Genomic DNA, 7,285 nt, shown 5'->3' with positions numbered 1-7,285 from the left:
TTTAATCGAATTGCATTAAATGTGATTAAACAAAATACCAGTATAAAGGACAGTCAGGCCGCTAAACGCCGAAGAGCAATGTGGTCAGCGGAATTCCGTAGTCAGCTTATATTTGATTAAACTTAATACAAAGTGGAATCCCGCCCTGCTTCCCTCCATGACTCGCACTGGTATGTCAGTTATCTCCTGTTAAATGTCAAAATCGCCGCCAAGATAATAAGAAAGCATTGGTCGGTGGAAAACAAGCTACATTGGGTATTGTATATCACACAAAGATCTTGATAGAGCAAACAAATAGCATTTTTTAACCGAGTTGCATTAAATGTGATTAAACAGAATACCAGAATAAAAAACAGTCGAATGGTCAAGGTTGAAAAGCAACGTGGTCAGAGTAATTCCACAGTCACCTTATTTTTAATTAAATTAAATACAAAGTGAAATTCCGCCCTATTCAGGGCATAGAACGAGATAATATATCTTGTACTAATCGAATAAAAAACCATAAACAAAAAAATGGATTATTTCGATTTTGAAAAAACACAATAAAATAATAGATCTTTCACCAAGAGGGTATACTATTTCTCATGAAAAATATTGATTTGACATTTTAAAGAACAATTGAAGCTTTATTTAATAAAATGTGTGAATTTATTAATTAAAAATAACTAACATTTGAAAATAACAATATGGATATAAATAAACTACTAGGTAGAAAATGTGTAAATTTAGACATAAACAAGACATCAGATTATATTAAAAATAAAACTGTTCTTGTTACAGGAGCGGGTGGTTCTATTGGTTCAGAATTATGTAGACAAATTTTAAATTTTTCACCTAAAATTATTTTATTATTAGGGCATGGTGAAAACAGTATTTTTGAAATAATATCTGAACTAAAAGATATAATATCAGAAGTAGAATTAATACCAATTATTGCTAATATTCAAGACAAAGAAAGAGTAGATCACATTTTTTATACATACAAGCCTAATATTGTTTTTCATGCTGCTGCTCATAAACATGTTCCACTAATGGAATTTAATCCTCTGGAGGCAGTAAAAAATAATGTTTTAGGTTCAAGAAATATAATTCACGCTGCACATTCATATAAAGCAGAGCGCTTTGTATTAATATCAACTGATAAAGCAGTTAATCCAACAAGCATAATGGGACTTACGAAAAGGATTGCAGAAATGGTAGTTCAAGGCTATAGCTCTATCAGCACCACTAAGTTTGCTTCTGTGAGATTTGGTAATGTCTTAGGAAGTAGAGGCAGTGTGTTATCTATTTTTAAAAAGCAAATAGAGAGAGGAGGCCCCATTACAGTAACACATCCTGAAATGGTTCGTTTTTTTATGACTATCCCCGAAGCCGTTCAATTAGTTATTCAAGCAGGTGCTTTAGTTCAGAGTGGTAATTTGTTTTTCCTTGATATGGGAAAACCTATCAAGATAGTAGACTTAGTTAAAGCTTTAATTAAATCATCTGGTATACAACCAATTGATAAAATAGAAATTATTTATACCGGAATCAGACCAGGTGAAAAACTTCATGAGGAAATATTGAATAAAGAAGAGGAATTCCTTACTACTAAATATGAAAAAATATATATTGCAAAGTCCCCTTCAATTCCATTAATTCAATTGAACAATACCATTTCAAAATTAGACAGCTTAATTAAGAAAAACCCAAAAGATGATGAGATAAAATATGCTCTTAAAAGGATTATCCCTAACTATAAATAATTACTAAATGACTTTTCAAAATGGTAGGAGTATCAAAGAAACTCAGTCCCATTTTTGCGAATTTGGATTTTCCAGAAACAAAAAAGCAAAAAGAAGGACTGAGTTATGGTTATCCTACCACCCATTCCCCGTAATGAACGACGCCTGATGAAAAAAATGGCGCAAAAAACGCACGATAAAAAGTATGCCATTCGTATTCTATCCATTCTCATGATTCATCGGGGTCAGCCAGTTTTTCACGTCGCTGAAACACTCTGTGTTGCTCAGTCTTCTGTATGGCGTTGGATAAAGTCGTTTAGAACATATCGTTGGTTAGGGTTGCAAAATAAGCCCTCAGGCCGTCATCAACGATGGGATTTAACCTGCTTTTTGCCTTTTCTCTTTTATTTACTGAAACTTTCTCCTCAGCAGTTCGGTTATGAGCGCTCTCGCTGGAGTCTTGAACTTTTTATGATACAACTCAACGAGTTAATTCGTATAAAATTTTCAATCAGCACACTTTATCGATTTCTCTGCAAAAATCAGATCGTTTGGCGGCGAGCCGCGCCAACATTACATGAGAAAGATCCTGAATATGAAGAGAAGATGAAGCCAATTAACCAAGCATTACTTGGGGCATCAAAAGAACATCCCGTGTTTTATGAAGACGAAGTGGATATTCATTTCAACCCTAAAATAGGTTCAGACTGGTATCTTAAAGGCCAACAAAAACGGATTATCACACCGGGAAAGAACCAAAAATATTACTTTGCCGGATGTTTTGATAGCCAAACGCACGAAATTTTTTACACGGGTTCTGACAGGAAAAACTCGCATTTATTTATCAATATTGTTGACGTTTTGTATTCATCATTTACTCGACCCACATGGGTAGCCAGATAATGACAAATGCCAGTGCCAATGTGCTGGCGTAATTTCGCGCCAATTTATCGTATCTTGTTGCTATTGCACGAAAATGTTTGATTCTGGCAAACGCATTTTCGACTAAATGACGATAACGATATAAACCCCTATCAAGCTTTTTACCCGAGTTTCGGTTATTTTTTCGGTAGGGAATAACCGCCGTTGCCCCTTGTTCTTCGATATAATTTCTGAATGCCTGACTATCGTATCCCTTGTCAGCGATGACAAAGTCTGAGGGGGGTGATTGCCCCACCAAACTTTCCCCATGCACAATATCGTGAGTTTGCCCCTCGGATAATTCAAAATGAACAGGCAAACCATAACTGTCTACGGCCAAATGGATTTTAGTCGAGCGTCCTCCCCGGCTTTTCCCTATCGCTTCATTTCCCTTTGAAGCCGCGCCTGAATTGTGCTGATGAGCACGGACAATACTGCCATCAATGAACAACCATTCAGTATCAGAATCTTTAGCTAATTCATTGAATAATGAATTAAAAACACCTTTGTTTGACCACGCATTAAAACACTTAAAGACCGTATTCCATTTCCCATATTCAGCAGGCAGTTCCCGCCAGGGGATCCCGGTTCTCATTCGAAAAAGGATACCTTCCAGGATGAGGCGATACTTTTTTTTATGATAGACAAGCCGATTGTGTTGCATGAATACAAATAGCTTATCCCACACAGGATCTGATAACATGGGTCGTGGCATGATAGTTCGGGTGACGAGTTTTTTGGCGAAAATAAGGATACCAAATTATCATGCCGTTCAAATCCCCCCGATCAAACGTCAACACGCCCTAATATTTCAGCGTTTTTAATCTTCTCTCGGTATCAGATTATGAACACAACACAATGTCCGCTCCCCGCTCATAGCCGACCGTCAGATTTAATCGTGCCCTACCGCAGGATAGCGTCAGGTAAAGTCGCAGCTAATACACTTAATTCCATTACTTGTACTTGTTTTCTTAAAACTCAATAATTTCATCTTCCCGCACAAATTTTTTTTTCAATAAAATTTTCCTTTATCTTATCCACATCGGATGTATAAATCACATGGGCGAGGCTATTGTCATGATCAATAGGTTTGGTTTCCGCCAAGTAAAATTCTTCTGACATAAGCCACTCCTACATTTTGGGCTGAAGCTGAGCTTTTAGCCACTTAAGTCCTTTACTCATGTATTCGGGGGGGATTGAAGCTATTTCCTTTATTATTTGCAATATAGAAAAGGCAATCGAAGGCAAAGTCTCCCTTCTTTAAAGCTTGCACATAGTCATAGAGTGATCTTGATAGGGGGTTACAACACCTGCCCATAATCTGGGGAATTGGTCTCAGTGTTTGCAGGAATATGAACAAGCAGCATGAACCTTTTTGGCACTGTTGCAAATAGGGTCCTAAGTTGAGCTTTACCCTTCAAAAAGGAGCTCAAAGACCAAAAACCTTCTTCACCAAGCGCACTTCACCCTGAGGATGACCGTTCAGGGCCTTGCCTGTCCTTTGCGCAGCGCACGCATCGTTTCTATTCCTTTTATCGTCGCATATGCCATCTTCCGAGATTTGAAATCCAGCATCGGATTAATTATTCGCTTCAGCTTTCCGTGGTCGTATTCAATGGTATTGTTGAGGTATTTCACCTGCCGTTGCTCCACGTCCTGTGGGGATTTCCCAGCCTTTTAAACCTTTCAGCGTTTTGCTTAAAAACCGGTAAGCGACTTTGGTATTGCCACGGGGTGAAAGGTAAAAGGCCACGGTTATCCGTGGCCCTATACAGGTAAAAACACTTCTCCGAAACTTTGACATAGGTTTCGTCAAGACACCACGAACACAGATCGGTCGAATGGTGCCAGTACCAGCGTAAACGTTTCTCCATTTTTGGCGCGTAGCGTTGAACTCAGCAGTAAATCGTGGTGTGGTCAACGTTCATGCCGCGTTCGGCGAGCATTTCCGCAATTCGCGATAGCTGATGCCGTACTTACAATACCAGCGAACAGCCCACAGAATAATTTCACCCTGAAAATGACGACCATGGAAAGGATTCATACGCTGCTCTTTCGGGAAAATGGGAGCCTTAGCTTACTACCATCGGCTATTTGCAACAGTGCCATTCCGACATCCATCCTGCTAAATCACAATATTTGCGGTCAGATTACGGGGCACACCGTTCTGATCCGCCACGATACCTGTTAACACATTGGTGATCTGCACCGCGTTATCCATATTCTGTACCAAATTTTCATAGCCCGGCAGGTCACTAAAAGAATCACTATAGGGTCTGATATCCAGCTGCGCCATGCCCGAATAGACGCTGATAATATTCGGGTATTTTTGCTGTCCCGGCGTGGCCACCAGATTGGTGTAAGAGCAGGCCGTAAATTTGGGCTGCGCTCCCTCCCCCACACTGTCTTTGCCCACGATACCCCACCAGTCTTCGTCCACGTCGTCCGGCTGGACTTTGGCCGCTTTGGGGGCATAGTGGCCCTGAAATTTACAACCGTAAAAATTCACTTTGCCCGAACTGTTACCGTACACCATGTAAGTACTCCAGCGTGCCCATGCTTTCGGATCAAAATCCGCTGGCGCGTCCGGCGTTCCAGGATCATTAACTCCCTCACAAATAAATTCCAGTGCAGTACACTCCAGTACACCCCCATTTTGTGGGGAGGCCGCCATGTTGGAAAGCACCTGAATCCGTTTGTTATAGCCCACCTGCACATAAATCTTCGGCCGGACAATAGCATCCCGTATCCACCAAACGTAGGAGCGCCGCTCCGGGGTCGTTTGAGGAACCTTATTGCCATCAATATAGGGGTCACCATACGCCTGAATCTTCCGTGTTGCTCCGTTCGACACGGCAAAACTGGGCCAGAGATACTCGCCCCCACAGCGCAAATAAATATTGTTACTCTGATCTTCCCGCACCTTATTAATGGCGGTGGCCAGTGTTTTTAACGGCTGCGCCTGCGTGCCTTGATTCTTATCATCACCGGCCACGGAATCGACATACAGGTTGGATACATCCGCCGACGCTTGCTGGCCGTAATACACCCCGTTTGGGCGAAGGGTGAGCAGGTTGCCCTCATCTGGTGACAGGACGACACTAAGCGGACTGGCGGCCGTACCGTTTCCGCTTAACGTGCCGTTGGTACTGACCGCAATCTTATTGTTCAGGTTGTTGATAAGCGTGTTCATTACATTGGCGTTCGCTACCAACGCGTTCATGATTTTTTGTAGGTCTAGATCCAGACATGACCCATTCTGGCCGTTGCCGGTGATAAAGCCATTCCCTCCCACACAGACGCTGATTTTATCGGCGAGTGCCTGCTGGATATCGGACATCGGCAGTGTCACCGCATCACACTGGTTATCAATCTTGATGTGTAGCCCACTGCTGTCCATCGTGAGACTGTCAATTACTTTCCAGCACACCCGACTAAAATCCATATTGAGCGGTACATCATCACCATTCCCGGTAAAAGGGCTGTCGCGGTCAATCTTCACCTTATGCAGTGCGTTGGCGTCGATTGTCACCGTCGTGCCGTCTCCGCGCACCAGCTCAATGTCCCCGGCACTGTTGACGCTGCCGCTGACCAACTGGGCGTCCGTCAGGAGGGTGTTCAGGGCCACATTGACCTGACTGCCGTCCTCGAGCGTTAGCACCAGTATATTGTCTTTGGTGAGCGCCGCATTGGTCAGAGTCTTTTTCGCTATCGCGTCCGTCACCGCCGCGGTCAGGTCCACCGTATGCACGGTGCCGTCTTTCATCGTCAATGATACGTTGAGGGCGCTGCTGGTCAGACTCTGCGGCGCAATGGCGGCCAGATTAATATCATGTGTCACGCCCACCTGATCCACCAGCCGGATATACGTGCCGTCAAAGGTCAGCGAGTCAATGCCCGGTATGGCTATCAGTCCTGATTGAATGGCTTCTTCAACTAACGCACTTAAGTCCTCACAACGTACGATGCGCGTCGCCGGCGCCAGCACATTGCCCTGACAGTTGAGCAGACCTGCCTGTAGTTCATTACAAATAATCTTCTGGTTAATCACCGACTGTATATAATCGCTGATCCACCCCGGGTTCATGCCCGGCACACAACAGTTAAACATACCCGGGTTCATGCCCGGCGCACAATAGTTAAACATAGTACCTCCTACGTTTTTTCACAATCGTAAACAGTGTTAATTTGATGTGGCACATTAATTTGGGTCACCTTTATAGAGGTGGTATTCTTACTTCAACAACTAAACAGGTGACATTATGCAAAGACGTTTCAGTCCAGAATGCAAGCCAGAAGCAGCACAGTTAGTTCTTGACCAGAATTACACGATAAGAGAATCTTCTCAGGCTATAAACGTGAGTAAATCTGCGCTGGAATCCTAGGTTCGTCAATTAAAGCAAGAGCGACATTGTCAATCTCCTAAAACCCGGCCTATCACGCTGGAGTAAATTGAAATGCGCGAACTCAAAAAGAAACTGCAATATCTTGAAATGGAAAATGATGTCTTAAAAAACATAGCTACCGCAGGATATATCAGTAAAAGCATTTTGCTTTGATACCCTATACCGATGTGTTTCAATATGCGTTTTATATTTTTCTGCTAGGCAGAAAAATATAAAAACATTATTTTATTCCAA

4 protein-coding genes and 4 pseudogenes are annotated in these 7,285 nt (G+C 42.3%); 4 read left to right on the top strand and 4 right to left on the bottom strand.

From position 1 onward, the window contains the following. From Xenpb_RS08195 to Xenpb_RS08185, 3 genes and pseudogenes are all read left to right on the top strand, one after another. Nucleotides 1–120, top strand: a pseudogene (locus Xenpb_RS08195) (ISAs1 family transposase); the annotation flags it as partial. Between the two features lie 566 nt (nt 121–686). Then, nucleotides 687–1,745 (top strand): UDP-N-acetylglucosamine 4,6-dehydratase family protein, encoded by a 1,059-nt coding sequence (locus tag Xenpb_RS08190; RefSeq protein ID WP_222942903.1) that lies wholly within the window; start codon nt 687–689, stop codon nt 1,743–1,745. Nucleotides 1,746–1,850: 105 nt separating this feature from the next. After that, nucleotides 1,851–2,588 (top strand): annotated as a pseudogene (locus Xenpb_RS08185) (IS630 family transposase); the annotation flags it as partial. A 10-nt stretch (nt 2,589–2,598) separates the two neighbouring features. On the opposite strand, the gene Xenpb_RS08180 reads toward Xenpb_RS08185, so the two are convergent. The 4 genes and pseudogenes from Xenpb_RS08180 to Xenpb_RS08170 form a co-directional block, all read right to left on the bottom strand. Next, the gene (locus Xenpb_RS08180) at nt 2,599–3,360 is read right to left on the bottom strand and encodes an IS5 family transposase (protein WP_187653862.1); all 762 of its coding nucleotides are present in this window, start codon (nt 3,358–3,360) and stop codon (nt 2,599–2,601) included. Between the two features lie 272 nt (nt 3,361–3,632). Then, complete coding sequence (locus Xenpb_RS19940; RefSeq protein WP_255523074.1) at nt 3,633–3,767, bottom strand: hypothetical protein; 135 nt, start codon at nt 3,765–3,767, stop codon at nt 3,633–3,635. 307 nt (nt 3,768–4,074) lie between these two features. After that, nucleotides 4,075–4,689 (bottom strand): annotated as a pseudogene (locus Xenpb_RS08175) (IS6 family transposase). Nucleotides 4,690–4,770: 81 nt separating this feature from the next. Beyond that, on the bottom strand, nt 4,771–6,792 hold the full coding sequence (locus Xenpb_RS08170) for a hypothetical protein (RefSeq protein ID WP_187653861.1): 2,022 nt from the start codon (nt 6,790–6,792) through the stop codon (nt 4,771–4,773). Nucleotides 6,793–6,907: 115 nt separating this feature from the next. On the opposite strand from Xenpb_RS08170, the pseudogene Xenpb_RS19935 reads away from it, so the two are divergent. Beyond that, nucleotides 6,908–7,159: pseudogene (locus Xenpb_RS19935) on the top strand (transposase); the annotation flags it as partial. Between the last annotated feature and the right edge of the window lie 126 nt (nt 7,160–7,285).

The organism is Xenorhabdus sp. PB62.4 (assembly GCF_014467285.1).
Lineage (GTDB): Bacteria > Pseudomonadota > Gammaproteobacteria > Enterobacterales > Enterobacteriaceae > Xenorhabdus.
The sequence above is the reverse complement of the archived record's forward strand: the minus strand, read 5'-3'. Positions and strand labels throughout refer to the sequence as shown.

What these genes read in the sequence shown, in the direction of transcription:
- Xenpb_RS08170 (WP_187653861.1), bottom strand. Translation starts at nt 6,792, where the DNA reads ATGTTTAACTATTGTGCGCCGGGCATGAACCCGGGTATGTTTAACTGT.
- Xenpb_RS08190 (WP_222942903.1), top strand. Translation starts at nt 687, where the DNA reads ATGGATATAAATAAACTACTAGGTAGAAAATGTGTAAATTTAGACATA.
- Xenpb_RS19940 (WP_255523074.1), bottom strand. Translation starts at nt 3,767, where the DNA reads ATGTCAGAAGAATTTTACTTGGCGGAAACCAAACCTATTGATCATGAC.
- Xenpb_RS08180 (WP_187653862.1), bottom strand. Translation starts at nt 3,360, where the DNA reads ATGCCACGACCCATGTTATCAGATCCTGTGTGGGATAAGCTATTTGTA.